This is a genomic window from Bisbaumannia pacifica (assembly GCF_007989625.1).
Taxonomy (GTDB): Bacteria; Pseudomonadota; Gammaproteobacteria; order Pseudomonadales; family Halomonadaceae; genus Bisbaumannia; species Bisbaumannia pacifica.
The window spans coordinates 40,466-66,379 of the sequence record NZ_BJUK01000004.1 but is presented as its reverse complement, the minus strand read 5'-3'; the positions used below and the strand labels follow the sequence as shown (position 1 = coordinate 66,379).

Genomic DNA, 25,914 nt, shown 5'->3' with positions numbered 1-25,914 from the left:
TCAGCGCTGCCGGCTGGGGACACTATGGCGTTCGCCGCTGGCCAGGTCGAGGGCGGTGAGGTGGCCGCCCCAGACGCAGCCGGTGTCCAGGGCCTGGGCATCGACGCGGCTGCCGGGGGTGTGGCCCTCCAGGGCCGCCCAGTGACCGAAGAGGATGCGCGGCGCGTCGCCGCGCGGGTACTGGAACCAGGGGGCGAAGCCCGGCGGCGCCGAGTCGAGGCCCTCCTTGGCGGAGAAGTCGAGGCAGCCCCGGGCATCGATGAAGCGCATGCGGGTCAGGGTATTGACGATCAACCGCAGCCGTTCGATGCCCTCCAGGTCATCCCGCCAGCAGGCCGGGCGGTTGCCGTACATGTCGCGCAGGAAGGCGCCGCTGGCCTCGCTCCCCAGGGCCTGGCTCACCTCGGCGGCCAGGGCCTCGGCCCGGGCCAGCGACCAGTGGGGCGGCAGACCGGCATGGCTCATGACGTCCTCGCCGCCACGCACCAGCAGCGGCCGGGACTGCAGCCAGTCGAGCAGCGCCTCGCGATCCGGGGCTGCGAGGATCGCGTCCAGGGTATCGCTGCGCTTGAGGCCGGCATCGCCCCGGGCCACCGCCAGCAGGTGCAAATCATGGTTGCCCAGCACCACCCGGGCGGCCTCGCCCAGGGCGGCCACCTCGCGCAGGCAGGCCAGCGAGCCCGGGCCGCGATTGACCAGGTCGCCGGCCAGCCACAGCCGGTCACGGCGCGGGTCGAAGGAGAGGCGCTCCAGCAGCGCGACGAACTCGTCGTGACAGCCCTGAAGGTCGCCGATGGCATAGGTGGTCATGGTGGCTCCTGGCGCCGTCGATCAGTGGACCTGGTTGGGGCCGGCCAACCGGAAGGGGGCGATGGGCACCTCGAAGTGGGTCTGGGTGGCGGTCTCGATGCAGGTATAGGCTCCCTCCATCACCCCCACCGGGCCATCCAGTACCGCTCGGCTGGTGTAGCGAAAGGTCTGGCCGGGGCCGATCAGCGGCTGCTTGCCCACCACGCCCTTGCCACGCACCTCCTGGACCTGGCCGCTGCCCTGGGTGATCTTCCAGTGGCGGGCCAGCAGCTGCACGCTGTGCCGGGAGTGGTTGTGCACGGTGATGGTGTAGCTGAACACATAGCGCTGTTCCGCCGGCGACGACTCCTCCGCCTGGAAGCTGGGCTCCACGTCGATACGAATGGCCTGGGTCAGTGACTCGCTCTCGCCCATGGGTTTCAAGCGCCCTCCTCGGCCAGGGAATTGGCGATGCGCACGAACTCCTCGACGCTCAGGGTCTGGGGACGCCGACCCGGGTCGATGCCCAGCTCGCTCAGCGCCTCGGCGGAGATGCGCCCCTTGAGGTTGTTGCGCAGCGTCTTGCGTCGCTGGCCGAAGGCCTCGCGCACCAGGTCGAAGAGCAGCGCCTCGTCGCGGGCCCGGTGCGGCAGGCGCTCGTGGGGAGTCAGGCGCACGATGGCCGAATCCACCTTGGGGCGTGGCACGAAGGCCTCCGGCGGCACCACGAACAGCGAGTCGACGCGGCAGTAGTACTGGGCCATCACCGAGAGGCGACCCCAGTCGGCGCTGTCGGGGCTCGCGGCCAGGCGCTCCACCACCTCCTTCTGCAGCATGAAGTGCATATCGGCGATGGCATCGCCGGCGCCGAGCAGGTGCACGATCAAGGGCGTGGAGATGTTGTAGGGCAGGTTACCCACCACCCGCAGCGCCGGTCCCTCACGGCGCAGGGCGCGGAAGTCGAACTTGAGGGCGTCGCCTTCGTGGATCACGAAATCGGGGTAGTTGAAGAACTGCACCCGCAGGCCGGGGATCAGGTCGCGATCCAGCTCGATCACCTCCAGGGCGCCGGCGGCCTCCAGCAGGGGGCCGGTGAGCGCCCCCTGGCCGGGGCCGATCTCCAGCAGGCGCTCCCCGGAACGCGGGCCGATGGCGCGGACGATCCGCGAGATGATGCCGGCATCGCGCAGGAAGTTCTGCCCGAAACGTTTACGGGCCCGATGCATCGGGGGTCGAGATGACATGCGCGTTAGGATCCTTTGCTGCAAGAAGAGTCGAGTGTCGGCTAGGCCGGGCGACGGGCGCGGGCCTCGGCCATCTGCGCCGCCAGGGCCAGGGCCACCCGCAGGCTGCCGGGGTCGGCGCGGCCGCTGCCGGCCAGGTCCAGGGCGGTGCCGTGGTCCACCGAGGTGCGCACCAGCGGCAGGCCCAGGGTGATATTGGCGCCGCGGCCGAAACCGGCGTACTTGAGCACCGCCAGTCCCTGATCATGATACATGGCCAGCACCGCGTCGGCCCCCTCGAGATGCCGCGGGGTGAAGAGGGTGTCCGCCGGCAGCGGTCCCACCAGGTCGAGGCCCTCGCCGCGCAGCGCCTCCAGGGTCGGGGTGATCACCTCGATCTCCTCGCGGCCCAGATGGCCGTCCTCCCCGGCGTGGGGGTTGAGGCCGCAGACCAGGATGCGCGGCGCGGCGAGGCCGAAGTCGCGGCGCAGGCCGGCCGCCAGGCGCCGCAGCACCCGGGTCAGCCCGGCGGCGGTGATGGCATCGGGCACCTGGCGCAGGGGCAGGTGGGTAGTGGCCAGGGCCACCCGCAGCGGGCACTGGGCCTCACCCAGCACCCGGCCATGCAGGGCGGCGTCGGTGGCCAGCATCATCACCACCTCGTCGACGCCGCAGGCGTCGCGCAGGTACTCGGTATGGCCGGTGAAGCCGGGGTGCCCGCCCTCGATGATCGCCCCCTTGTGCAAAGGGGCGGTGACCATCGCCTGGGCGCGGCCGTCCCGACAGGCGGCGATGGCCAGGTCCAGGGAGGCCAGCACATAGTCGGCGTTGGCCGGGTCGACCCGCCCCGCGGTCACGGGTACCGCCAGGGGCACCGGCCAGACGGCAAGCTCACCGACCACCCGGGGCCCCGGGGCCTCGTGGGGCGCCAGCTCGCGGAGCCGCACCGCCAGGCCCAGCTGGCGGGCGCGCTCGGCGAGCAGGGCCGGGTCGCCGATGGCCACCGGGCGCCTCGGCAGGGGCGCCGGGTCGGCGGCCAGCATCAGCGCCAGGTCGGGACCGATGCCGGCGGGCTCGCCGCAGGTCAGGGCCAGGACGGGCTCGCCCATGGCCGCCTCAGAGGCGCACATCGACGAAGGCCTGGCCGCGAATCTCCTGCAGCCAGGTCTCGATCTCCTCGTTGACCTTGCGCTGGAAGAGCCGCTCCCGGGCCTGCTGACGCTGCGCCTCGGCGGCCATGCCCTGACCGCCCTGGCGCTCCACCAGCTTGACCAAGTGGAAGCCGCTGGGGCTGCGCAGCGGCTCGCTGACCTCGCCCACGGCGAGCCCCGGCACCACGTCGACGAACAGGCTGGGCAGCTCGCCGGCGGCGCGCCAGCCCAGGTCGCCGCCTTCCAGGGCCTGTCCCCCGTCGGAGTGGGCGGCGGCCAGGGCGGCGAAATCCGCCCCGCCGGCCAGCTCCTCGGCCAGGCGACGCACCTCGCGCTGGGCGGCCTGGACCCGATCGCTGCTCGGCGACTGGGGCAGGGCCACCAGGATATGGCCCAGGCGATAGCGCACGTCGCCGGCCTCGCCCTGCTGCTCGAGGAAGCGGTCCACCTCGCGCTCGCTGATGGTGATGCGGCTGGCCACCTCACGCTGGACCAGCTCGCGCAGCAGCAGCTCGCGGCGAATGTCCTCGCGCACCTGGGCCAGGCTCAGGCCATCCGCCTCCAGGGCATCGGCGAACTGCTCGAGGCCCATGCCATTGCTCTGGGCCACGCTGCGCACGGCGCGATTGAGTTCAGTCTCGTCGACGCTGAGGTTGGCCTCCTCGGCCCGCTGCAGCTGAATCTCCTCGACGATCATGCGCTCCAGCACCTGCTCGCGCAGCGCCGCCTCGCCGGGGGCCTGAATGCCGCGCCCGGCCAACTGGCCGCGCACCTGGGCCAGGCGAGCCTCCAGCTCGCTGTCCATGATGGCGCCCTGGTTGACCACCGCCACGATCCGATCCAGCGCCTGGCGCTCGACGGACTGCGCCGGGAAATCCCCCAGGGACGCGCTCTGGGCCTGGACCGCTGCGGGCAGGGCCAGCAGCGACAACGCCACGCCCAGGGTGGCGGAGAAACGACTGCGCATAGCTACCTCATTGAGTGTCTTGATCATCGAAATTCCAATCTCGTCTCTGGCTCCCTAGCGACGGGCAGCGGCTTAAAGCGACAGGTCGGTCGGCCGATAGCCCGGAATCGCCTGTTCGAAATAGCCGCCGGCATCGCCGCCCACGCCACCGAGCCCCTTGAGCACGAAGCGCAGGAAGACGCCACGGTCGCTGAAGTCGTCGGCCAGGATCCCGGTGTCATTGTCATCCACCCACTCCCGCCATACCAGCTGCACGCCGTAACAGCAGTCGTTCCACTGCACCCCGGCGAGCTGATCCAGGGTCCGGTCGTTGGTGTTGTCGTAGAGCAGGCGACCGATCAGGTCGACCCGGGCATTGGCGCGCCAGGCGAAGGAGACGTCGAACTCCTCGCGGTCGAAATCGCGGAAGGCGTCATCGCTCACCTCCACCGAGGGATCGAAGCCTTGGAGCTCCCAGCGATAGCCGAGGTTCAACACATGCCCCCGGGGATCACGATACTGCAGGCCGGCGCTGGCCTTCTCGGTGCGCTCCAGCTGGTCGTCGTAGAGCAGCTCGTAGTAGCTGCTCCAGCGGGCGCCATGGCGCCAGTCGGCGCGGGCCACCAGGGGCGAGCGATCGCGGGTGGCATTGTGGTGACGCTGGAAATCCGCTGCCGGCGGCAGGGTATCGGGATCCCCCTCCAGGTCGATATGGCGATCCTCGAAGTAGAGGGCCTGGCCCAGGTGCAGGCCGAGGCGCTCGCGGCCGCTGGCGTCCTCGAGCAGGCGACTGCTCAGGCCATAGGAGAGGCGATTGAGGTCGCCGACCCGATCGGCGCCGGAGAAGCGGTAGGGGGACCACAGCTGCTGCCAGGAGAAGGGACGCTCGCTGGCGTCGAAGTCGGGCAGCTCGCGCTGGTCCCGGGCCGGCACATAGGCGTAGTTGAGGCGCGGCTCCAGGGTCTGACGGTAGCCGCTGTCGCCCCATGCCAGGGGGCGCTCGAAGACCAGGCCACCATCCACCGAGACCACCGGCACATTGCGATCCGGGCGCCGGTCGCGGGTCGTGGCCAGGCCGTCATAATCCAGGTCATAGGCGGTGTGCAGCCACTCCAGGCGCGGCTCCAGGTGGCCCCAGCTCGGGTCGAGGCGCCAGCCCACCGCCGGCGCGAGGTGCAGCCGGGTGCCGGTGGCCGCCTCGCGCAGGGGCACCGCGCCGGGGTCCACGTCGCGCCAGAAGTGGGTCAGGTTGGAGTGCCACTGCTGATAGAAGCCCCCCTGCTGCCAGCGCGCATCGGCGGTCAGGCTGGGCAGGCGATAGAAGGGCTTGTCGCGATCGAGCAGCGGCTCGTCGAGACGCTGGAAGCCCTGGGCCCGCGCCTCCAGGCGCCAGACATCCCCGCGGTAGTCGAGGCGCGCCAGGCGCGGCATATAGGTGGTGGTGCGTTCGCCGAAGTCGCCGCCGAAATCGTCGAAGTATCGGCCGTCGCTGGCGGCGCCGTAGCGCAGCTCATAGCGCAGCCGTTCCGAGGCGCGCCCCTGATGGCGGAAATCGACATACCAGCGATCCTCGCCCTCGAAGCGCCGCCCGGCGCCGCCCGCCGGGCCACTGCCGCCGTCGTCGCCGCTCAGGAAGGCGCCGTCGAGCTGGCCGGCATCGCTGGCGTAGAGATAGCGGTACTGGCCCCCCAGCAGCAGGCCACGGTCGCTGATCCAGCGCGGGGTCAGGGTGGCGTCACGGTTGGGGGCGATGTTCCAGTAATAGGGCTGGGCATAGTCGAGGCCATCGCCGGAGACGCTCAGCACCGGCCACAGGAAGCCGGTATGGCGGCGATCGTCGATGGGGAAGCGCAGCCAGGGCCAGTAGAAGACCGGCACCCGACCCAGTTCCAGGCGCGCATGGCGGGCGGTGCCGAAGCCGCTCTCGCGATCCAGCAGCAGGTCGCCGGTGACCAGCCGCCACAGTTCGCTGCCGGGCTCGCAGCGGGTAAAGCTGGCCGAGGCCAGGCGGAAGCGGCCATCGGCGAGGCGTTCAAGGCGCTGGGCGCCGCCCCTCAGGCGCTGCTCGTGGGCCACGTAGTGGGCCTGGTCGATGCTGGCGCCATCGTCCACCAGGGAGAGTTCGGCGGCCTCGCCGCGGACCAGCAGGCCGGCATCGCGCAGCGCCAAGGGGCCGTCCGCCAGGGCCAGATCGCGCTCGGCGGTGACCCGCACCCGCGGCGACTCCAGCTGGCTGGTGCCACGCCGCAGCACCACCTCCCCGCCGAGGATCACCTCGCCATCGGCGCCATAGTTGGCCTGCTCCGAGCTACCCACCACCTCCTCAGGGGTGGCGCCAGCGGGCAGCCGATAGTCGGGCATCAGGTAGCGGCCCCGGCACAGGGCGTCGGCGGGGCGCTGATCCCCCCAGGGGTGCCAGTCGAGCTGGCTGGCCGCCAGCGGCTCGGGAGGGGCCGCCTGGGCCAGCCCCCACAGGGAGGTGGCGCCGACCAGGCCGGCCAGGGCAGTCCGGGTGAGTCGCTTGCCCATCGTCGTCGGTGTCCTTGGCGAATGAAATCGGTATTATACAGCGCGTATTTCGGCTCTGCTGCGCGGGGCGGCGCCCGGCAGCATGGCGAGCCGGCAAGGGGACTCGGAGGTTGCGACGCCGGCCCCGTCTCGCGCAAGCAGCGCCCAGCATGCGGCGCCGTCCCCAAGGCGTCAACTTCGCCGCCACGATCCCGCCGTCCCAGGGACGAGCGCCCGCCAGCAAGGAGTTCCTATGCCCCCGGCCGCTTCCGCGCCGCGTCTCGATCGCCTTCGTCACTGGTTCGCCGCCCGGCACGGCCTGGCCCTCGAGGCCTGCGACCCGACCCTGGCCGCCGGCGATGCCAGCTTTCGCCGCTACTACCGCGCCGGCCTCCCGGGCGGCGAGACGCGGATCCTGATGGATGCCCCGCCCGCCCAGGAGGATAGCCGCCCCTTCGTGGCCATCGCCGAGGCCTGGGAGGCCGCCGGCCTGCCGGTACCGCACCTCTACGGCGTCGACCTCGAGGCCGGCTTCCTGGAACTGCAGGACCTGGGCGATACCCCCTTGTCGGCCTACTTCGATGACGAGGCCTCCGCCCTGGCCTGGCACAAGCGAGCCATCGAGCTGCTGCACCGCTTGCAGGCGGCCGCCCCGACCGAGGGGCTGCCGGCCTATGATGCCGCCCTGCTGGGCCGCGAACTGGACCTCTTTCCCGACTGGTGCCTAAGCTGGCTGGGGCTGCCCACGCCGCCGAGCTGGCCGGCCCTGCGCCAGGTGCTGATCGACGCGGCCCTGGCCCAGCTGCGGGTGGCGGTGCACCGCGACTTCGATGCCATGAACCTGATGGTCCAGGGCAAGACCCTAACGCTGATCGATTTCCAGGACGCCGTGGCGGGCCCGCCGAGCTACGACCTGATCTCGCTGCTACGGGGCCGCTACCAGCGCTTCGACGCCGCGACCTTCGCCGCCTTCGTGGACGACTTCCGGGAACGCGCCCAGGCCGAAGGGCGCCTGCCGGCCGACCTGGAGGCCGCCACCTGGCGCCACCAGGTCGACGCCATGGCCGCCCAGCGCGCCCTCAAGGTGCTGGGGATCTTCTGCCGCCTGACCCACCGCGACCACAAGGCCGGCTACCTGGCGCGCCTGCCCCACTTCCTGGATCACCTGCGCGACAGTCTGGCCGGACTGCCGGCACACGGCGACTTCCGCGCCTGGCTCGAGGGCGATTTCGCCCCGGCACTCAGCGCCGCCCTGGCCCGGGAGGGAGTGGCATGACGGCGATGATTCCGAGCGCCTGGCTGGAGGGCGATTTCGCCCCGGTACTAAGAGACGCCCTGGCCCGGGAGGAGCGCGACAGATGAAAGCGATGATCCTGGCCGCCGGCCTCGGCACCCGCATGCGCCCCCTCACCGACCACTGCCCCAAGCCGCTGCTGCCGGTGGCCGGCAAGCCGCTGATCGTCCATCACCTGGAGCGCCTGGCGGCGGCCGGCATCAGCGAAGTGGTGATCAACGTCAGCTACCGGGCGGAGCAGATCATGGCGGCGCTGGGGGACGGTTCGGCCCTGGGCGTGCGCATCGCCTGGAGCCGCGAGGACGCCCCCCTGGAGACCGGCGGCGGCATCCGCCAGGCCCTGCCGCTGCTGGGCCAGGCCCCCTTCCTGCTGGTTAATGGCGATATCTGGTGCGACCTAGACCCACGCCGGCTGCCGCCCCTGGGCGAGGACCTGGCCCATCTGGTGCTGGTGGATAACCCCGACCATCACCCGAGTGGCGACTTCCACCTGGATCCGCGGGGTCGGGCACAGGAACACGGCGAGCCACGCCTGACCTTCGCCGGGTTGAGCCTGCTGGCTCCGGCCCTGGTGGCCGACGAGGCCCCCGGCGCCTTTCCCCTGGCGCCGCTGCTGCGCCGGGCCATGGCGGCGGGACGGGTGGCGGGCAGCCACCACCGCGGCGACTGGGTCGACGTGGGCACCCCCGAGCGCCTGACGGCCCTGGATCGTCGCCTTAGCACCCTGCGAGGCTGAGCCCTGCCCGGCCAGCTGCTATGCTGGCCCTTTTATCGACTGCTTTGAGGAAACCTACCCATGCAAGCCAGCGTCAAGTGGACCGACGGTCGTCAATTCGTTGCCGAGAGCGGCAGTGGCCATAGCGTGGTGATCGATGGTCCCCCCGACCATGGCGGCCGCAACACCGGGCCCCGGCCCATGGAGATGCTGCTGATGGGCCTGGGCGCCTGCACCTCCTTCGACGTGCTGGAGATCCTCGAGAAGTCCCGGGCCGACGTGCACGACTGCGTGGCCAAGGTGGAAGCGGAACGCGCCGACAGCGTGCCCAGCGTCTTCACCAAGATTCATGTGCACTTCACGGTGAGCGGCAAGAACCTCAAGGAGAAGCAGGTGCAGCGGGCGGTGGAACTCTCCGCCGACAAGTACTGCAGCGCCTCCATCATGCTCGGCAAGGGCGGCGTGGAGATCAGCCACTCCTATACCATCGTCGAGGACTAACGTCGGCGACCGGCTTCCCAAGCAAATCGCCCCCATGGCAATGGCCATGGGGGCGATTTTTCTTCCGGCGTCGAGCTTCCGGGTTAGAGCTTATACACGCTCTTGGTCATCACCTTGGACATCAGCCGCATGCCCAGCTTGACCGGAGCCGGGAAGCGGGCGCCGCCGGCCTCCAGGGCCCAGCGCTCGTGGTGGGCCTCGTCCTCGCGCATCTGCGCCAGCACCGCCCGGGAGCGACGGTCGCCGGCGGGCAGCGTCTCCAGGTGCTCGTCCAGGTGCTTGCCCACCTGCTCCTCGGTGGCGGCGACGAAGCCCAGGCTGACCCGGTCGCCCACGGCGCCGGCCACCGCGCCCAGGCCGAAGGAGGCGGCATAGAAGACCGGGTTGAGCAGGCTGGTGCGTCCGCCCAGTTCCTCCAGGCGCTCGTCGCACCAGGCCAGGTGATCGATCTCCTCCTGGGCGGCCTGCTCCATCTGCTCGCGGGTATCCGGCAGCTTGGCGGTCAGCCCCTGGCCCTGGTAGAGGGCCTGGGCGCAGACCTCACCGGTATGGTTGATGCGCATCAGGCCGATGGCGCGTTCGCGCTCTCGCTCGTCCAGGGGCTCGTCGTCCACCCCCATCGACGGCGAGGGGCGCGAGGGCTGGGCGGCATGGGGCACCAGGGTACGCAGCACGGTATCGAACTGGTGAATCAGGCGGTCGCTGGGGGTCAGGTGACGCATGGGATAAGCCTCGTGACAACTGGGCTCAGTTTACCCCAGTGCCTTTCGCCCCCCAACCCGGATCATGCCCTGGACGAAACGAATCGAGCCGGGGCCAGACCCCGGCTCGAGAGAAGATGCACCGATGCGTCGCAACGCGACAAGAAGGCGCGACACGCAGAGGGCCCGATACTCGGCAACCCCGAGCGCTTGGTCGCAGGGCGCCGGCTAGCCAGCCGGCCAAGTGAAGCGGCGACCGCCCATCAGGTGCATATGTATATGGTAGACCGTCTGCCCGCCCTTTTCATTGCAGTTCATCAGCACCCGATAGCCCTCCTCGGCGAAGCCGGCCTCCTTGGCCAGCTTGGCGGCGGTGTACTGCAGGCGCCCCACCAGGGCCAGGTCCGCCTCCTCGAGATCGTTGAGGGTGGCGATATGCGTCTTGGGAATGATCAGCATATGGGTCGGGGCCTGGGGATTGATGTCGTTGAAGGCGAGCACATGCTCGTCTTCGTAGACGATATCGGCGGGAATCTCGCGGTTGATGATCTTGCAGAACAGGCAATCCATGCGGCCTCCTCGGGCTCGGGGTCGATCAGCGGAAGCGCCGCTGGGCCAACAGGTGGCGCACCAGGGGCGCGAGAATCAGCTCCATGGCCAGCGGCATCCGGGAGCCGGGCACCACCAGGGTGTGGGGCCGGCTCATAAAGGAATCCTGGATCATCGCCAGCAGGTAGGGGAAGTCCACCGTGGAGGGGTCGCGGAAACGAATCACCACGAAGGACTCGGCATCGGTGGGGATATCCTGCACCTCGAAGGGGTTGGAGGTATCCACCGTGGGCACCCGCTGGAAGTTGATATGGGTGCGCGAGAACTGCGGCTGAATATAGCGCACATAGTCGTTCATGCGCCCCAGGATGGTGTCGATCACCGCCTCCTGGGAGTAGCCCCGCAGCTTGGTGTCGCGATCGATCTTCTGGATCCACTCCAGGTTCATGGTCGGCGCCACCCCCACCAGCAGGTCCACGTGGCGAGCGATATCGTGATCGGCGGTGACCAGGCCGCCATGCAGCCCCTCGTAGAACAGCAGGTCGGTGCCACAGGGCAGCGGCTGCCACTCGGTGAAGGTGCCCACCTGGTAGCCGCTCTCGATCATGCGCTTGTCTTCGGCATGGATATAGTGCCGATAGGTACCGCTGCCCTGCTCGCCGTACTCCAGGAACAGCGCCTCCAGCTCGTCGAGCAGGTTGGCCTCCACGGCGAAGTGGGAGAGCTCGTCCTTGCGCTCCGGCTCCTCGCGGAAGATGCGCGCCAGCTCGGCCCGGGTGTAGCGGTGGAAGGCGTCGCCATCGACCGTGGCGGCATGCACGTCCTCGCGCACGAACATGCGCTCGAAGGTGCGGCGGACGGTGGTGGTACCGGCCCCGGAGGAGCCGGTCACGGCGATGATCGGGTATTCACGGGACATGCCTAGCCCCCCTCTCGACGCGTCAGGCGCTCACGCAGCGCCTCGGGCACCGCCACCGGACGGCCGCTGGCGGGATCGAGCAGCAGCAGATTGAGCCGCGCCAGGGCGACCTGCACCCCGTCGGCGGGGCGCACCACCCGCTGGAAGGCCACCAGGGCCTTGCCATCGGGCACCGGCAGGGCGGTCTGGACCTCCAGGAGCTCGGGCCAGCGGGCCTCGGCCTGGTACTGGATGGCCAGGTCGGCCACCACGCTGGGGTGGCCGTGGATATCCCACTCCGCCACCTCGAGGGCCGCGAAGGCCTGGGTACGCGCCTCGTGGAGCAACGATACCAAGGCGTCATGACCCAGATGGCGGCCATAGTTCATGTCGGTGATACGCACCGCCAGCGGGTGGCGATGCGTCCAGGCCTCGGCGGGAAATTCCAGGCGAACACGTTCCATGGTGGCGGCTCCCTCGTGGTTATTGTTGGGTCGGAGCGGGGAATCAGCCCTGGGCCTGCTCCCGGGCGATGGCCCGATGGGCGATATCGCGGCGACAGAAGACGCCCTGCCAGCGGATCGCCTCGACGCCCCGATAGGCCAGGGCCTGGGCGGCGGAGACGCCCTCGCCGAGGGCGGTGACGCAGAGCACCCGGCCACCACTGGTGACTACGCGACCCTGGTCGTCGTGGCGAGTGCCGGCGTGGAACACCTTGCAGCCGGTGGCCTCGGCCTCGGCCAGGCCCTCGATGGGATCGCCCTTGCGGTAGCTGTCGGGGTAGCCCTCGGCGGCCAGCACCACGCCCACGGCGGCGCGCGGGTCCCAGTCGCAGGCCTTGCCGGCCAGCTCGCCCCGGGCGCCGGCCAGGCACAGCTCGGCCAGGTCGGAGCGCAGGCGCAGCATGATCGGCTGGGTCTCCGGGTCGCCGAAGCGGCAGTTGTACTCGATGACCTTGGGGTTGCCATCGGCGTCGATCATCAGGCCGGCGTAGAGGAAGCCGGTGTAGGGGTGGCCCTCGGCGGCCATGCCGGCCACGGTGGGGCGAATCACCCGCGCCATGATGCGCTCGAAGATGGTGTCGTCGACCACCGGCGCCGGGGAGTAGGCGCCCATGCCGCCGGTGTTGGGGCCGCTGTCGCCCTCGCCGACCCGCTTGTGGTCCTGGCTGGTGGCCATGGGCAGGATGGTCTCGCCATCCACCATGACGATAAAGCTGGCCTCCTCGCCCTCCAGGAACTCCTCGATCACCACCCGGGCGCCGGCATCGCCGAAGGCATTGGCCTCGAGCATATCGCGCACCGCCGCCTCGGCCTCTTGCTGCGTCATGGCGACGATCACGCCCTTGCCGGCGGCCAGGCCGTCGGCCTTGATGACGATCGGCGCGCCCTTCTCGGCCAGGTAGGCCAGGGCCGGCTCCACGGCGGTAAAGGTCTGGTAGTCGGCGGTGGGGATGGCATGACGCGCCAGGAAGTCCTTGGTGAAGGACTTGGAGCCCTCCAACTGGGCGGCGCCGGCGGTGGGCCCGAAGATCGCCAGGCCGGCGTCACGGAAGCGGTCCACCACGCCCTCCACCAGCGGCGCCTCGGGGCCGACGATGGTCAGGTCGATGGCCTCACGGCGGGCGAAGGCCTCCAGCTCCTCCAGGGCATCGGCGGCGATGGCCACATTGGTGAGCTTGGCCTCGCCGGCGGTGCCGGCGTTACCCGGGGCGACGAAGACCTCGTTCACCTGGGAGGATTGGGCGACCTTCCAGGCCAGGGCATGCTCGCGGCCGCCGCCGCCGATGATCAGAACCTTCATGGGAGTACCTTGCTATCGGGGAAATCGCTGCTTGGGGCTCGGCATTATGCCAGAAAGGCGCCCGGTCGTCGGCGGGTTATTCCTTGTCGCCGTCCTTGTCCTTGTCGCCGCCCTTGTCGCCGGGGGCGCGGCCCATGCCGCCGAAGGTCTGCTGCCAGAAGCGCATGTTCTCCTCGGCCAGCTCGCGCATCACCTCCATGGGCGAGTGGCGCATGGCCTGCTGCCACTGATCCTGCATCTGCTTCTGCTGCTCGAGCATCAGCCGGGTGCCCTGCTCCAGGTAGCGGGCCAGGGGCAGCGGCTGGGCCATGTCGTAGACCCGGATCAGCTGCGCCAGCAGGTCGTTGGAGAAGACCTCGGCGTCGCCGTCGGCCTGCTCCTGCTCGATGATGATCGAGAGCAGGATGGTGCGGGTCAGGTCCTCGCCGCTCTTGGCGTCCTCGACCCGGAAGGGCACCTCGTCGATCACCAACTGACGCAGATCCTCGAGGGTCACATAGCGACTCTGTTCGGTATCATAGAGGCGACGGTTGGCATACTTGCGAATCACGCGCACGGCACGGCTCCTGTGGTCGGCTTTGCAGGTATTGTGCACCGCGCCACCCCAGGACGCCAATTGACGAGCCCCCGATGAACCTGATCCTCCTCGCCCCGGAAGACCTCCATGCCCCCCACCTGGCCCGGGTCCGCGACCCGCGACGCCTGCGCCACCTCAAGGAGGTGCATCGCGCCGCCCCCGGCGACGAGCTGACCCTGGGGGTGCTGGGCGGCGGCATCGGCCGCGGCCGGTTGTTGAGCCTGGAAGCTGAGGAGGCCCGCTTCGAGGTCGACACCCTCGACCAGGCCCCGCCACCGGCCTTGGATATCGAGCTGGTACTGGCCCTGCCGCGGCCGCGCATGCTGGCCCGCAGCCTGGAGCATGTCACCGCCCTGGGGGTGAAGCGGCTGACCCTGCTGCATACCCGGCGGGTGGAGAAGAGCTACTGGCAGTCGCCGGAACTGCGCCCGGAGAAGATCCATGAACACCTGATCCTGGGCCTGGAACAGGCCCGGGATACCCGGCTGCCGGAGATCGAACTGGCAACCCGCTTCAAGCCCTTCGTGGAGGACCTGCTGCCGGGGCGCCTCGCGGCCCGCCGCGGCCTGGTGGCCCACCCCGGCATGGAGCAGGCCTGCCCCCGGGGCCTCACCGAACCGGCCCTGCTGGTGGTGGGCCCGGAGGGGGGGCTGATTCCCTACGAGGTGGAGCAGCTGCAGGCCGCCGGCTGCGAGGGCATTCACCTGGGCGAGCGCATCCTGCGGGTCGAGACCGCGGTGGTGGCACTGCTGGCCCGGCTGGGCTGATGCGATCCTCGGCGACGCGGGCCTCCCTTATGGCTGGCCCGGCCCTGGGTCACTCCTCGTCGGGGTCGTGGGGCACCCGCGGCGAGTCCGCGTCGCACTCGGGGTCGGTGAGGAAGGTCTCGGTGACGTCCAGCAGCCCCAGGTGGCCGATGGTGCGTCGCCCCAGCAGCAATGGATAGAGCATGTCGCCCCGGTCGCGCAGGCTGAACTGCTCCTCGTAGATGGTGCCGCCGAGGCAGATGTCCATCAACACCACCGGCCGCGAGTCCTCGCCGCCGGCGCCGCGCAGCCGCACCCGGCGATAACGGGGCAGCTCCAGGGTCTCGCTGATCACCTCGCCGGTGGCCTCGTCCTCCAGGTCGAGACGAAAGCGCACCCAGCGCTCACCGTCCCGAGTAAAGCGTTCGATGTCCCGGGCATCCAGCGATGAGGTCAGGGCGCCGCTGTCCAGCTTGGCCTTGACCTCGATGCCCCAGGGTTCCAGGGACGCCTTCTCCACCCAGCCGAATACCGGTGCCTCGTCTGCCAGCGTCGGCGCCGACGCCAGCCCTGCCAACAGCAGCCCCCAGCCGCCGGCCCATCCTTTCCATCGCGTCATCGCTCCCATTCCTCTGCAGAGACAGGCCACCAGCATGCCCAATCTTCGGGCCCGCGGTCGAGTCCCCCGCGCCCTGAGCGACCAGGGACGGCTGGCCGGATCGGCCGGGAGCCCGTAGAGTAGGTCGCCCATCCTCGCGAGGAGTCCGTCGTGAATCCGCAAGACCTCGAGCGGCTGGTCACCCTGAAGATGCCCTTCGGCAAGTATGCCGGCCGCGTGATCGCCGACCTGCCCGGCCCCTACCTGGCCTGGTTCGCCCGGGAGGGTTTCCCGAAGAGCGAACTGGGACGCCTGCTGCAGCTGATGCACGAGATCGACCACAACGGCCTGAACGACCTGCTGGCGCCCCTGCGCCGGGGGCACTGAGGCGCCCATGCTGAGACTCTCCAATAACGTCTCCCTGGCCGACTGGGAGATCGAGATCACCCAGATCCGCGCCCAGGGCGCCGGTGGCCAGAACGTCAACAAGGTCGCCTCGGCGGTGCACCTGCGTTTCGATATTCCCCGCTCCAGCCTGCCACCCTTCTACAAGGAACGGCTGATGGCGCTCTCCGACCAGCGCATCAGCAAGGAGGGGGTGATCGTCATCAAGGCGCAGAGCCACCGCACCCTGGAGCTCAACAAGGAAGACGCCCTGCGCCGCCTCAGGGCGCTGATCCTCGAGGCGGTGAAGACCCAGAAGAGCCGCAAGCCCACCCGCCCCACCAAGGGCTCCCAGCGGCGCCGGGTCGACAAGAAGACCCAGAAGGGCAAGACCAAGGCGCTGCGCGGCAAGGTCAAGCTATAGGCCGATCAGCCCATGGCGATGGCCGGTACCCCGATGATCCACCCATGCAGATGCATGGCGAAGAGGTAGTAGGCGACCAGACCGATCGCCAGGGTCACCAGGGTCGCCGGCAGCCGCGAGGCCGGCGCGGCGAGCCCGGCGGCCCGGTCGCGACGCCGGGCCGCGGCGAAGGCGACGATGGCCCAGGCCAGGAAGGCCCCGAAGAAGACGATATCCCCCAGGCGCCCATTGGCCAGCAGGTGGGCGAAGGCCCAGAGCTTCACCGCCAGCAGCATGGGGTGGCCGAGCCGGGCGCGGATGGCATTGCCCGGCACATAGGCCGCCACCAGCAGGATCATGGCGGGCAGCATCAGCAGCGCCACGGCGTGGCGCAGCCCCAGGGGCGGAAACCAGACGACGGCGGGATCGAGGCGCATCTGCCCGAAGCCCCAGATGGCCAGCGCCAGCCCCACCAGCGAGACCAGCGAATAGCCGCCCTTCCAGGCCAGCTCGCCGACGCGGGCGATCTGGGCCCGCCGCCAGTCATCGGCGACGATGCGCACGGAATGCACGCCGAGGAAGATCACGAGGCCGAGAATCATCACGCTCATGGGGTAGCTCCTTGCCGGGTCACGATAGGGTCACACGACGTGTCGCACGACGTGTCGCACGAAGGGTTGGCGGCCGGCCCTGTGCCCTGGCCCGTCCGCGGGACCAGCATGCCATATCCGCCAGCGCCGCGCCCGCCGCGGGAAGACGCCTCGATGTCGATCTGATCGCCCCGCCACCGAGGCACGGCTGCCACACTAAAAGCCCGTCATCTCGAGGAGAGCCCCCGATGAGCACACATACCGGCCTGTCCGCCGAAACCGCGGTCATGGAGTTACTGGACGACTGGGCGGCGGCGGTGCGCGCCAAGGACATCGATGCCATCACCGCCCACTATGCCGCCGAAATCGTCGCCTTCGATGCCATCGCCCAACTGCAGTTCAAGGGACGGGAGGCCTACCGCGAACACTGGGCGAGCTGCCTGGCGCAGTGCCCGGCCGAGATGATCTTCGAGCTTCACGAGGAGGTCATTTATGCCGAGGATCAGGTGGCCTTCTGCCATGCCCTGATCCGTTGCGGCGGCGATGCCAAGGATGCCGGCTGGCCGCGCATGAGCGGCGGACTCAGGCGTATCGAGGGTGAGTGGAAGCTGGTCCACGAGCACCATTCGGCGCCCTTCGACCCTCGCAGCGGCCGCGCCCTCCTCGACCTGGTGCCCTGACGCGCCGAGCCCCGGGACCTGGCCCGGGGCTCGGATGGCGTGCCGCGGCTCACCCCTCCATCATAAAGCTGTCGCAGACCTCGCCCAGCCGGGCCGGGTCATGCGTCTCGGTATGGGTCAGGTCCCCCATCGCGGGGTCCAGGGCCACCCGCCACTGGTGGTCCTGACTCATGGCGTCGCAGACGCCCTCGCCGCCGCCCCCGAAGTTGGAGTCGATCCAGTAGTGGACCTCATAGGCGGTCTCCGGCATCAGCGCGCCGGGGAACTCGAAGGCGAAGGCCGTTTCGCCCTCGCCGGCGACGCGACCCTCCTGGCGCGCCAGCACCTCGCCGCTCTCGGCCTCCACCAGGGCCACGGCGATGGCCTGGCCCCCATGGGGCCCCTGGAAGCTGGCATCGCCCTGGAAGACCAGGTCATGCCCCTCGCTGGCCAGAGCCACGGCGGGCAGGCACAGGACGCCGAGCAGCGCCCCTCGACACAGGCTGGCAATCGACATGGCAAACCTCCCTTGGCTGATTGGGTTCCCCCCAGCATAGTGCGCCGCGGGACCAAACGCCGTTATATCCAGCGCCAGCGGCGGAACAGCCACACCAAGCCGACGGCAATCAGCAGCATCACGCCGAGCAGGATGAAATAGGCGTAGCGATAACCGAGTTCAGGGATATACGCGAAGTTCATCCCGTAGATGCCGGCCAGGAAGGTCAGGGGCACGAAGATGGCGGTGATCACCGTGAGGATGCGCATGGTGTTGTTGAGCTGGTGGGAGGAGAGGGAAATATAGCCATCCACCAGGTCGCCGCAGATCTCGTAATACATCTGGGTCAGGCTATAGAGGCGCTCGAAGCGCTCGTGAACGTCATTGATGGCATGCAGGGTCTCGTCCAACTCCCGCGGCAGATGGCGGTAGTCGTAGGCGGTCAGCTCCTGGGTGATGCCGACGTGATAGTTGAAGACGCGACGCATCTTGACCAGCTTGGAACGATAGGCGATCAACTGGCGCATCAGGGCATCGTCGCCGCCCTCGAGCAGGCCATCCTCCAGGTCGCTGAGCACCTCCTCGAACTCCAGCAGGCTATCCAGATAGAAGCCCGCCGAGAAATACATCGCCCTAAGGGCCACGAACTCCGGGGAACGCGCCAGCAGGCGCTGCCCCTCGCCATTGTCGAAGAGCCGGTCGAGGCTCAGGGCGATCCCCGGATGCAGGCTGATCAGATAGCGCTCGCCGATAAAGAAGGCGACCTGCTGGGGCACGTAGTTGAGCTCGGCATCGAAGGAGGCGATGCCGCGATAGAGGATCAGGGTATGGCTCTCGAACTCCTCGATCTTGGGGGGGTGACGCTCCCGATGGGCATCCTCGATGGCCAGGGGGTGGCAGCCGAAGTCCTCCAGCAGGGCCCGCTCCCGGGGCTGCGGCTCGCCCTGGAGATCGAGCCACAAGCGGCTGTCGTCATCGCTTCGCCAACGGGCGATCAGCTCCTCGCCGCCGTGTGTCACCTCGCCGTCGGCGGTTATCAACAGGCCTCGTATCATGGCGCCTCCCGGCACTGGGTTCGCCACGAACCATAAGCCATGCCGGGGGCGAATGCATCCACATCCTCTGGGCACAGGACTTTTCTTCGCGCTTGCGGCAGCATGGGGCGCTTCGTCCGTCCGGGGAAGCCCCATGCCGCTGTTTGAGAACGCCTATCGGCGCCGCGTCACCCTCACCTATTTCCTGGCCTTCGTCGCCATCGGCCTGACCGGCGGCCTGCTGGGACCCGCTCTGCCGCACCTGGCGGAGCTGACCGGCGCCGGCATGAGCCAGATCGCCCTGCTGTTCACCGCCCGGGCCCTGGGCAATATGCTCGGCTCGGTGAGCGTCGGTGTGCTGGTGGATCGCCTGCCCGGCCACCCGGTGCTGATGCTGATGGTGGTGCTGATGGTCCTGGCGTTGACTCTGGCGCCGCTGAGCCCCTCCCTGGCGGTGCTGATCGGGGTGATCTTCGTCATGGGTTTCGCCGAGGTGGCGATCAATGCCGGCAGCAACACCCTGCTGCTATGGACCTACCGCCAGGCCGCGGGGCCCTATATCAGCGCCCTACACTTCTGCTTCGCCCTCGGCAATATGCTCGCTCCCCTGGTCCTGGTGGCGGCCCTGCAGTGGAGCGGCCGCTTCGAGTGGGCCTTCTGGGGGGTGGGACTCTACGCCCTGACCCTGCTGGCCTGGCTACGCCGCGACCCGACGCCTCGGCCCCCCGAGGCCTCCCCCGAAGCGGCCCCCGGCGATGCGACGACGGCCCGTCCACGGCGTGGCGATGCCGGCCTGCTGGGCACCCTGATGCTGCTCTTCTCCCTCTATGTGGGCGCCGAGATCACCTTCGCCGGCTGGATCACCGCCTACGCGGTCCTCCAGGGCGAGCCCCGGGAGAGCGCCGCCCTGCTGGTCACCCTGTTCTGGCTGGCGCTCTCGGCGGGCCGCCTGCTGGCGATCCCGCTGCTGCGCCTGATCTCCCCCTGGTGGCTGCTGCTAGGCTGTTTGGGGCTGGGGCTGGCCAGCGCCCTGGCCATGCCCTGGCTGCCGCTGTGGCCGATCGCTCTGGGCTATGGCCTGGCCGCCTCGGCGATCTTCCCCACCCTGTTCGGACTGTGCAATCGGCTGATGACCATGAGCGGCAAGCGCACCGGCCTGATCTTCCTGGCCAGCGGCCTGGGCGCCATGCTGGTGCCCTCCCTCGCCGGGCCGCTGCTGGAGCGTGCCGGCACCGCCGCCTTCCCTTGGCTGCTGGCGACGCTGATGGGGCTGCTGTTGCTGGGCGTCGCCATCCTTCGGCGCCTCACCCGGACGCGAGGCGACCACGACATGCCCCATGCCCGCTAGACATGATTCCGGGGCGGCATGACTCCCAAGACAACGGCATTGGTCAGCGACCGGGCGACTCGGTAGCGTGAGCGCCATTCAACCCCTGACCTTGCCGAGAGTCGAAGATGAGTGAAGTCGCCCCCGCCGTTTCCCCCGCCACCCGTGAAGAACGCGACCTGCTGGGCAGCCTGGAGGTGCCGGCCGAGGCCTACTACGGCATCCAGACCCTGCGTGCGGTGAACAACTTCCACCTCAGCGGCGTGCCGCTCTCGCACTACCCCAAGCTGGTGATCGCCCTGGCCATGGTCAAGCAGGCCGCCGCCGGCGCCAACCAGCGTCTCGGCCACCTGGACAAGACCCGCTTCGAGGCCATCGACCACGCCTGCCGGCGGGTGATCGACGGCGAGCAGCATGACCAGTTCGTGGTGGACATGATCCAGGGCGGCGCCGGCACCTCCACCAACATGAACGCCAACGAGGTGATCGCCAACCTGGGCCTGGAATACCTCGGCCACGCCAAGGGCGACTACCGCCACCTGCACCCCAATAACGACGTCAACATGGCCCAGTCCACCAACGACGCCTACCCCACGGCGATCCGCCTGGGCCTGCTGCTGGGCCACGACTCCCTACTGGCCAGCCTGGAGAAGCTGTGCCTGGCCTTCTCCACCAAGGGCAAGGAGTTCGCCGAGGTGCTGAAGATGGGCCGCACCCAACTCCAGGACGCGGTGCCCATGACCCTGGGGCAGGAGTTCCACGCCTTCGCCAATACCCTGGGCGAGGACCTGGGCCACCTCACCAAGCAGGTGCCGGCGCTGCTCTGCGAGGTCAACCTGGGCGGCACCGCCATCGGCACCGGCATCAACGCCGACCCGCGCTACCAGCGCCTGGCGGTAGAACGCCTGGCATCGATCAGCGGCCATCCGCTGGTACCGGCCCAGGACCTGATCGAGGCCACCTCCGACATGGGTGCCTTCGTGCTCTTCTCCGGCATGCTCAAGCGCCTGGCGGTGAAGCTGTCGAAGATCTGCAATGACCTGCGCCTGCTCTCCAGCGGCCCGCGTACCGGCTTCAACGAGATCAACCTGCCGCCGCGCCAGCCGGGTAGCTCGATCATGCCGGGCAAGGTCAATCCGGTGATTCCCGAGGCGGTCAACCAGGTCGCCTTCGAGGTGATCGGCAACGACCTGGCGCTGACCATGGCGGCGGAGGGTGGCCAGCTGCAGCTCAACGTCATGGAGCCGCTGATCGCCTACAAGATCTTCGACTCCATCCGCCTGCTGACCCGGGCCATGGACATGCTGCGCGAGCACTGCGTGGTGGGCATCACCGCCAACGAGCAACGCTGCCGGGAGCTGGTCGAGAACTCCATCGGCCTGGTCACCGCCCTGAACCCTTATATCGGCTACGAGAACGCTACCCGCATCGCCCGCGAGGCGCTGGCCTCCGGCCGCGGGGTGCTGGAGCTGGTGCGCGAGGAGCAACTGCTCGACGACGCCACCCTGGACGATATCCTGCGCCCGGAACATATGATCGCCCCGCGCCTGGTGCCGCTGAGCTAGGCTATTCCCAGCGGAGTGTCGTCGGGAGGGGAAGAAATGGGCGAGGCGATTCGGCGGATCCTGGTGCCCGTGGACGCCAGCCCCACCAGCCGTGCCGCGGTGCGGCTGGCCGGGGAACTGGCGACGCGCTGGCGGGCCACCCTGGAGCTGACCCATGTGCGCCCCCTCTACCCCGCCGAGCTGAGCGATATCCCCGCCAATCGGCTCGGCGAGGCGGATCACGATCACCAGGCGCTGAACAGCGGCGAGGCAGCGGCCTTTCGCCATGCCCGGGAGGCCCTGGGCGAAGACTTCTCGGCCCCCCTGGAGGAGATCACCCTGCGCGAGCGCGACCTGGTGCATCACCTGGCCCGGGACCTGCTGGCGCACCTGCGCCACTATGACCACGCCCTGCTGGTGGTGGGGCTACCCGGCGCACCCGGCCATCTGCTGGCCGGCCTCGGCGACACCCTGCTGCACAAGGCGACCTGCCCCGTGGCGGTGGTCCGCGCCGACCAGCCCCCGGTGGCGGGTATCGACCGCCTGCTGCTGCCGCTGGACGGTTCCTCCCATAGCGACCGGGCCGCACGGCTGGCCGCCGACCTGGCGGCCAGCGGCGGCCTGCCGGTGACCCTGCTGCACTGCGCCAGCGGATCGCACGACGGCGACGGCGACGGCGACTGGCGCTTCGCCCGGGCCCGCCGCCACTTCGCCGACTCGCTCGACGTCGAGACCCGCTCACTGGTGGACGCCTCGCCGGCGCGGGGCCTGCTCACCGAGATCCGCCGCCGCGGTGGCCGCCCCCTGGTGGTGATGGGACGCCGCGGCCTGGGGCAGTGGCGGGAACGGCTACTGGGCAGCGTCAGTCGGCGCCTGATCGCCGAGGCGCCCTGCCCGGTGCTGGTGGTCACCCACCGGAACTAAACCATTCGCCCCGCAGCAGGTCGCAAGGTACCCGGTGCCTAGTTCCGAAGTCCCCCGACCCGATCAAGGAGCTCCCATGACACACGTGCTTCCTGCCCTCGCCTTATTGTTCATCCTGAACGGCACCTTCGCCCAGGCCGCCACCCTGCCTGCAACCAACGACAGCGCCTCACGCGAGGTACCCCCCGCTCCCGAGGAGGGAGGGCCACGCAACTGGCGGGTGGCCACCCTGACGGGGAGTCTGAACCTTAGGGCGAGCCCCAGCACGACGGCGACCATCCTGGCTCGTTATGCACCGAACACCCTGCTCGACAACCTGGGCTGCCTAGCGGCCGAGGGCCGTGCCTGGTGCGACGTTCAGGCGCTCGGTGGCGGCCCAAGAGGCTATGTGGCGGCCGAGTTCTTGCAACCGGCCCGCGCCCCTCATGGCGCCATCTCCCGGGGCCCCGATGACTCGGCACAGCGGGCCGGCAACGGCGACTTCGATGCCACCGGCCGCCTGCGCTGCCATCGGGCCGGTGCCCCTGGCGACTGGTGCGCGTTTGGCGTCGCACGCAGTGGTGGCGGCTATACCACCGTGGTAGTGGAGACACTGGATGGTCGCTCGCAGGGCATCTACTTCCGCATGGGGCGAGCCATTGGCACCGCCACTAGCCAAGTCTATCACCCGGAATTTCGCGCCGAGCGCGAGGGAGATACCACCGTGATCTATCTCGATAACGACCGCTATGAGATTCCCGATGCCATCGTACTGGGGGGGTAACGTTCCCGCCGAGCCGAGCCGAGCCGATCCACGCCGCGCTCGCTCCGCGGCTCTCCGCCTCGATCCGGGGGCCAAGCGACTAGCACAGCCCAGAGATTTCTCCCCAGGCATCCAACCCCATGCCCTGAGCCGCCGGCTCCCGGGGCAGCCCCGGCAGGGTCATGATCTCGCCACACAGCGCTACCACGAAACCGGCCCCGGCACTGAGGCGAGCCTCGCGAACGGTCAGGCGATGCCCCTCGGGGGCGCCCAGGCGCCGGGGGTCGTCGCTGAAGCTGAAGGGGGTCTTGGCGATGCACACCGGCAAGTGGCCATGGCCCGCCGCGGTGAAGCGGGCCAGCTGCTCCCGAGCGGCGGGGCTCAGGTCGATGCCCACGGCGCCATACAGCTCCCGGGCGATGCACTCGAGTTTCTCCGCCAGGGGCAGGTCATCGCCGTAGAGGGGTACCACCCTCGGCGCCTCGCCCTGCAGCCGGGAGACCACCTCGGCGGCCAGGGCCTCGGCACCGGCACCGCCCTCGGCCCAGTGGCGACAGGTCACCACCGTCGCCCCCAGGTCCCGACCATGGGCCTCTACCCGGGCCAGCTCCGCGGCGCTGTCTCCGGCGAAGACATTCAGCGCCACCACCGGCTCCAGGCCGAAGCGTCTCAGGATGGAAAGGTGTCGATCGAGGTTGGCCAGGCCGGCCTCCAGGGCCGCGACATCGGGCTCGCCCAGGGCCTCCCGGGAGGCACCGCCGTGGTACTTCAGCGCCCGTAGGGTGGCCACCAGCACGGCGGCATCCGGGTAGAGCCCCGCCTGACGCCCCTTGATATCGATAAACTTCTCGGCGCCCAGGTCGGCGCCGAAGCCTGCCTCGGTGATCACCACCTCGGAGAGCGCCAGGGCCGCCCGGGTCGCCGCCAGGGAGTTGCAGCCATGGGCGATATTGCCGAAGGGGCCGCCGTGGACGAAGGCCGGGTTATGCTCCAGGGTCTGCACCAGATTAGGCTGGAGGGCATCCTTGAGCAGCACCGCCATGGCCCCCTGGGCCTCCAGGTCGGCGGCGGTCACCGGGGTATCGTCGCGCCGCCAGGCCACCACGATGCGCCCCAGGCGTCGTTCCAGGTCGTCGAGGTCCTCCGCCAGGCAGAGGATCGCCATCACCTCGGAGGCGGCGGTGATCTCGAAGCCAGTCTCCCTGGGCACCGCCCGGGGGTCGGTGCCGCGAGCGATCTCGATCCGGCGCAGGGCCCGATCGTTCATGTCCAGCACCCGCGTCCACACCACCCGTTCGGGGTCGATGGCCAGGGCATTGCCCCAGTAGAGGTGGTTGTCGAGCAGCGCGGCGAGCAGGTTATGGGCGGCGGTGATGGCGTGGAAGTCGCCGGTGAAGTGGAGGTTGATCGCCTCCATGGGGCCCACCTGGGCCCGTCCGCCGCCGGCGGCACCGCCCTTGAGACCGAAGCAGGGGCCCAGGGAGGGCTCGCGCAGGCACACCGCGGTGCTGACGCCACGCCGATTGAGGGCATCGCAGAGCCCGACGCTGGTGGTGGTCTTGCCTTCGCCGGCGGGGGTGGGGCTCATGGCGCTGACCAGCACCAATCGCCCGGGGGGCCGCTCGCCGAGGCTGGCCAGGGTGGCATGGCTAAGCTTGGCGATCTGGTGACCGTACGGAATCAGCGCCTCGGCGGCGAGCCCCAGGCGCTGCTCGGCCAGGGGCAGGATGGGGCGCAAGGGGGTCGCCCGGGCGATGGCCAGGTCGCTGTCGTCCGGGGCCGCCGCCAGGGCCAGCCCATGGGGAGTCGTCATCATCGCCACTCCTGCGCTCGGGCGATGGGCGCCATGCCCACCGCGGGGCTTTCCCTAAGCCTGTGCCAGCCGGCCAGGCTCCGCCTTCACGGTCGCGACAATGGGCTATCCCTGGGCGACGTCGCACGCCTCGGACAGGATCAGGCGGCGCCCTCGTAGGCGCCCTCGAGCAGCAGGTAGAACTCCGCCACCCTGGTCTCCGTCTCCGACATCCGGGGGTCAAGCCACCCCTTCGTAGGCACCCTTCAAGCGATAGAACTCCGCCACGATGGCCTCCATGGCCTCGGCGTCGTAATCGCGCAGGCCGCTGACCACCAGCTTCTTGGAACCGCGCCCCAGGGGCCCATCGGCGCCACTCAGGGCGAACTCCAGGCGCACATCGCCGCGCTTGCCGTTCACCTCCAGGGACGAATCGGAGAGTGCCAGGGACGGTTCGCGCACGTCCAGGCGCTCCAGTTCGAACCCCATGCTGTCGTAGATCACCAGGGGACGCTGGGGATTGAACATCACCCCCTGGGCCTCCATCAGCGGCTTCAGATAATGGGGGAAGTTCTTGCCGGAGAAGGCCACATAGCGCCGGGTAAAGGCCTCGATCACCGCCTCGTCATGGGTGATCTCGCCATCGCGCTCCACCTCCAGGTAGAGCTTGCCGGCCTCGTCGGTGACGCGAATCAGGCCATCGGCATCGAGGCTAAGGGCCAGGGGGACGCCGGCCCCCACCATGCTGCGGAAGTGGAAGACCATGCGCTGGGAGAGGCCGAAGCGCATCAGTACCAGGGCGAAGAGCAGATCCCCCGGCACGCAGAAACGCCGGGCGTCCGGGTTATGAATGGGGTTGTAGTCCCCGGCCACCCCCTTGGCGAAGTGGCTGGCCTGGTCGGCGGAAATGCAGATCCGGCCATCCCTGACCGAATGAAACTCATCAAGAAACATGTCAACTCTGCCTAATCGATCGGCTCTCGCCACACTCCAGCCGCCGCGGCGGCCCGAAGCCTCGTT

General features: G+C 69.5%; 29 protein-coding genes. 11 read left to right on the top strand and 18 right to left on the bottom strand.

Features of this window, described 5'->3' with window-relative positions; translation table 11 throughout:
* The 6 genes from HPA02_RS02510 to HPA02_RS02485 form a co-directional block, all read right to left on the bottom strand.
* Nucleotides 1–810, bottom strand: coding sequence for a symmetrical bis(5'-nucleosyl)-tetraphosphatase (locus tag HPA02_RS02510; RefSeq protein ID WP_146801500.1), 810 nt, complete (start codon nt 808–810; stop codon nt 1–3).
* 21 nt (nt 811–831) lie between these two features.
* Nucleotides 832–1,224: a Co2+/Mg2+ efflux facilitator ApaG/CorD gene (gene apaG, locus HPA02_RS02505; RefSeq protein ID WP_146801561.1), complete on the bottom strand. Its 393-nt coding sequence runs from the start codon at nt 1,222–1,224 to the stop codon at nt 832–834.
* 5 nt (nt 1,225–1,229) lie between these two features.
* On the bottom strand, nt 1,230–2,033 hold the full coding sequence (gene rsmA, locus HPA02_RS02500; RefSeq protein WP_146801499.1) for a 16S rRNA (adenine(1518)-N(6)/adenine(1519)-N(6))-dimethyltransferase RsmA: 804 nt from the start codon (nt 2,031–2,033) through the stop codon (nt 1,230–1,232).
* Nucleotides 2,034–2,074: 41 nt separating this feature from the next.
* Nucleotides 2,075–3,121 carry a 4-hydroxythreonine-4-phosphate dehydrogenase PdxA gene (pdxA, locus tag HPA02_RS02495; RefSeq protein WP_146801498.1) on the bottom strand — a complete coding sequence of 349 codons (1,047 nt, stop codon included), beginning with the start codon at nt 3,119–3,121 and terminating at the stop codon, nt 2,075–2,077.
* Nucleotides 3,122–3,128: 7 nt separating this feature from the next.
* The gene (locus HPA02_RS02490; protein WP_146801497.1) at nt 3,129–4,130 is read right to left on the bottom strand and encodes a peptidylprolyl isomerase; all 1,002 of its coding nucleotides are present in this window, start codon (nt 4,128–4,130) and stop codon (nt 3,129–3,131) included.
* A 72-nt stretch (nt 4,131–4,202) separates the two neighbouring features.
* A complete protein-coding gene (locus HPA02_RS02485; RefSeq protein ID WP_146801496.1) occupies nt 4,203–6,638 on the bottom strand; it encodes an LPS-assembly protein LptD in 2,436 nt (811 codons plus the stop codon).
* Nucleotides 6,639–6,870: 232 nt separating this feature from the next.
* Between HPA02_RS02485 and HPA02_RS02480 the strand changes: the two genes are divergently transcribed.
* From HPA02_RS02480 to HPA02_RS02470, 3 genes are all read left to right on the top strand, one after another.
* Complete coding sequence (locus HPA02_RS02480) at nt 6,871–7,893, top strand: aminoglycoside phosphotransferase family protein (protein WP_146801495.1); 1,023 nt, start codon at nt 6,871–6,873, stop codon at nt 7,891–7,893.
* Between the two features lie 82 nt (nt 7,894–7,975).
* The gene (gene murU / locus HPA02_RS02475; protein ID WP_146801494.1) at nt 7,976–8,647 is read left to right on the top strand and encodes an N-acetylmuramate alpha-1-phosphate uridylyltransferase MurU; all 672 of its coding nucleotides are present in this window, start codon (nt 7,976–7,978) and stop codon (nt 8,645–8,647) included.
* Nucleotides 8,648–8,707: 60 nt separating this feature from the next.
* Nucleotides 8,708–9,127, top strand: coding sequence for an OsmC family protein (locus HPA02_RS02470; protein WP_146801493.1), 420 nt, complete (start codon nt 8,708–8,710; stop codon nt 9,125–9,127).
* Between the two features lie 83 nt (nt 9,128–9,210).
* Here the strand turns inward: HPA02_RS02470 and coq7 are convergent, their stop codons facing one another.
* From coq7 to phaR, 6 genes are all read right to left on the bottom strand, one after another.
* A complete protein-coding gene (gene coq7 / locus HPA02_RS02465; RefSeq protein WP_146801492.1) occupies nt 9,211–9,849 on the bottom strand; it encodes a 2-polyprenyl-3-methyl-6-methoxy-1,4-benzoquinone monooxygenase in 639 nt (212 codons plus the stop codon).
* Nucleotides 9,850–10,056: 207 nt separating this feature from the next.
* The gene (locus HPA02_RS02460) at nt 10,057–10,398 is read right to left on the bottom strand and encodes a histidine triad nucleotide-binding protein (RefSeq protein ID WP_146801491.1); all 342 of its coding nucleotides are present in this window, start codon (nt 10,396–10,398) and stop codon (nt 10,057–10,059) included.
* Nucleotides 10,399–10,423: 25 nt separating this feature from the next.
* On the bottom strand, nt 10,424–11,296 hold the full coding sequence (locus HPA02_RS02455; protein WP_146801490.1) for a phosphoribulokinase: 873 nt from the start codon (nt 11,294–11,296) through the stop codon (nt 10,424–10,426).
* 2 nt (nt 11,297–11,298) lie between these two features.
* The gene (locus HPA02_RS02450; RefSeq protein WP_146801489.1) at nt 11,299–11,739 is read right to left on the bottom strand and encodes an acyl-CoA thioesterase; all 441 of its coding nucleotides are present in this window, start codon (nt 11,737–11,739) and stop codon (nt 11,299–11,301) included.
* A gap of 43 nt (nt 11,740–11,782) precedes the next feature.
* Entirely contained in the window at nt 11,783–13,078 is a 1,296-nt protein-coding gene (gene purD / locus HPA02_RS02445) for a phosphoribosylamine--glycine ligase (protein ID WP_146801488.1), read from the bottom strand.
* A gap of 76 nt (nt 13,079–13,154) precedes the next feature.
* Entirely contained in the window at nt 13,155–13,634 is a 480-nt protein-coding gene (gene phaR, locus HPA02_RS02440; protein WP_146801487.1) for a polyhydroxyalkanoate synthesis repressor PhaR, read from the bottom strand.
* A gap of 74 nt (nt 13,635–13,708) precedes the next feature.
* On the opposite strand from phaR, the gene HPA02_RS02435 reads away from it, so the two are divergent.
* Complete coding sequence (locus tag HPA02_RS02435) at nt 13,709–14,422, top strand: 16S rRNA (uracil(1498)-N(3))-methyltransferase (protein WP_146801486.1); 714 nt, start codon at nt 13,709–13,711, stop codon at nt 14,420–14,422.
* Between the two features lie 49 nt (nt 14,423–14,471).
* Here HPA02_RS02435 and rloA3 read toward each other — a convergent pair whose 3' ends face one another.
* Nucleotides 14,472–15,020 carry a retropepsin-like aspartic peptidase RloA3 gene (gene rloA3 / locus HPA02_RS02430; RefSeq protein WP_146801485.1) on the bottom strand — a complete coding sequence of 183 codons (549 nt, stop codon included), beginning with the start codon at nt 15,018–15,020 and terminating at the stop codon, nt 14,472–14,474.
* A 150-nt stretch (nt 15,021–15,170) separates the two neighbouring features.
* Between rloA3 and HPA02_RS02425 the strand changes: the two genes are divergently transcribed.
* Together HPA02_RS02425 and arfB are read left to right on the top strand one after the other, a co-directional pair.
* The gene (locus HPA02_RS02425) at nt 15,171–15,386 is read left to right on the top strand and encodes a DUF3820 family protein (protein WP_146801484.1); all 216 of its coding nucleotides are present in this window, start codon (nt 15,171–15,173) and stop codon (nt 15,384–15,386) included.
* Between the two features lie 7 nt (nt 15,387–15,393).
* Nucleotides 15,394–15,807 carry an alternative ribosome rescue aminoacyl-tRNA hydrolase ArfB gene (arfB, locus tag HPA02_RS02420; protein ID WP_146801483.1) on the top strand — a complete coding sequence of 138 codons (414 nt, stop codon included), beginning with the start codon at nt 15,394–15,396 and terminating at the stop codon, nt 15,805–15,807.
* 5 nt (nt 15,808–15,812) lie between these two features.
* Here the strand turns inward: arfB and HPA02_RS02415 are convergent, their stop codons facing one another.
* On the bottom strand, nt 15,813–16,397 hold the full coding sequence (locus HPA02_RS02415) for an NnrU family protein (RefSeq protein WP_146801482.1): 585 nt from the start codon (nt 16,395–16,397) through the stop codon (nt 15,813–15,815).
* 227 nt (nt 16,398–16,624) lie between these two features.
* Between HPA02_RS02415 and HPA02_RS02410 the strand changes: the two genes are divergently transcribed.
* The gene (locus HPA02_RS02410) at nt 16,625–17,056 is read left to right on the top strand and encodes a YybH family protein (RefSeq protein ID WP_146801481.1); all 432 of its coding nucleotides are present in this window, start codon (nt 16,625–16,627) and stop codon (nt 17,054–17,056) included.
* Between the two features lie 49 nt (nt 17,057–17,105).
* Here the strand turns inward: HPA02_RS02410 and HPA02_RS02405 are convergent, their stop codons facing one another.
* On the bottom strand, nt 17,106–17,552 hold the full coding sequence (locus tag HPA02_RS02405) for a hypothetical protein (RefSeq protein WP_146801480.1): 447 nt from the start codon (nt 17,550–17,552) through the stop codon (nt 17,106–17,108).
* Nucleotides 17,553–17,614: 62 nt separating this feature from the next.
* Entirely contained in the window at nt 17,615–18,586 is a 972-nt protein-coding gene (locus tag HPA02_RS02400) for a magnesium transporter CorA family protein (RefSeq protein ID WP_146801479.1), read from the bottom strand.
* 133 nt (nt 18,587–18,719) lie between these two features.
* Here HPA02_RS02400 and HPA02_RS02395 point away from each other — a divergent pair, with 133 nt between their 5' ends.
* The 4 genes from HPA02_RS02395 (at nt 18,720) to HPA02_RS02380 (ending at nt 23,123) form a co-directional block, all read left to right on the top strand.
* Nucleotides 18,720–19,913 carry an MFS transporter gene (locus tag HPA02_RS02395; RefSeq protein ID WP_146801478.1) on the top strand — a complete coding sequence of 398 codons (1,194 nt, stop codon included), beginning with the start codon at nt 18,720–18,722 and terminating at the stop codon, nt 19,911–19,913.
* 107 nt (nt 19,914–20,020) lie between these two features.
* Nucleotides 20,021–21,457, top strand: coding sequence for an aspartate ammonia-lyase (gene aspA / locus HPA02_RS02390; protein ID WP_146801477.1), 1,437 nt, complete (start codon nt 20,021–20,023; stop codon nt 21,455–21,457).
* Nucleotides 21,458–21,493: 36 nt separating this feature from the next.
* The gene (locus HPA02_RS02385; RefSeq protein ID WP_146801476.1) at nt 21,494–22,360 is read left to right on the top strand and encodes a universal stress protein; all 867 of its coding nucleotides are present in this window, start codon (nt 21,494–21,496) and stop codon (nt 22,358–22,360) included.
* Nucleotides 22,361–22,436: 76 nt separating this feature from the next.
* Nucleotides 22,437–23,123: an SH3 domain-containing protein gene (locus HPA02_RS02380; RefSeq protein WP_146801475.1), complete on the top strand. Its 687-nt coding sequence runs from the start codon at nt 22,437–22,439 to the stop codon at nt 23,121–23,123.
* Between the two features lie 79 nt (nt 23,124–23,202).
* Here the strand turns inward: HPA02_RS02380 and HPA02_RS02375 are convergent, their stop codons facing one another.
* Both HPA02_RS02375 and HPA02_RS02370 read right to left on the bottom strand, forming a co-directional pair.
* Entirely contained in the window at nt 23,203–24,918 is a 1,716-nt protein-coding gene (locus tag HPA02_RS02375) for a formate--tetrahydrofolate ligase (protein WP_244945843.1), read from the bottom strand.
* 216 nt (nt 24,919–25,134) lie between these two features.
* Entirely contained in the window at nt 25,135–25,848 is a 714-nt protein-coding gene (locus HPA02_RS02370) for a DUF3581 domain-containing protein (RefSeq protein WP_146801474.1), read from the bottom strand.
* Nucleotides 25,849–25,914: the final 66 nt, after the last annotated feature.